Source organism: Neisseria sp. P0021.S007, assembly GCF_051956855.1.
This window is the reverse complement of the sequence record NZ_JBQCXA010001546.1, coordinates 1-464: the sequence shown is the minus strand read 5'-3', so window position 1 is coordinate 464 and position 464 is coordinate 1. Positions and strand designations below refer to the sequence as shown.

Sequence of the window (464 nt, the reverse complement as noted above, 5' to 3'; positions counted from 1 at the left end):
CTGCAAGACCAACTCGACATCGTTGCCATCAACGCCAGCGGCAGCATCGAGACCAACGCCCACCTGACCAAATTTGACACTGTTCACGGCCGCTTCAACTCTGAAGTTTCCCACGATGAGAAACACCTCATCATCGACGGTAAAAAAATCCCTTACTTCTCTACCCGCAACCCAGCCGAATTGCCATGGGGCGAATTGGGCGTTGACCTGGTAATGGAATGTACTGGCGCGTTCACCAGCAAAGAGAAAGCCAAAATCCACTTGGAAAGCGGCGCGAAAAAAGTGCTGATTTCCGCTCCCGGCGGCGATGACGTAGACGCAACCATCGTTTACGGCGTAAACGACGACGTGATTACCGACGACATGACCGTTATCTCCAACGCGTCTTGTACCACCAACTGCCTGGCACCTGTGGCCAAAGTATTGAACGAAAACATCGGTATCGTAAACGGCGTGATGACCAC

1 protein-coding gene is annotated in these 464 nt (G+C 52.6%); it reads left to right on the top strand.

Annotation, left to right across the window (positions count from 1 at the left end; translation table 11 throughout):
• Window positions 1–464 (top strand): glyceraldehyde 3-phosphate dehydrogenase NAD-binding domain-containing protein (locus tag ACTHUR_RS20180; protein ID WP_440400577.1); only part of this gene is annotated, 464 nt, incomplete at both ends.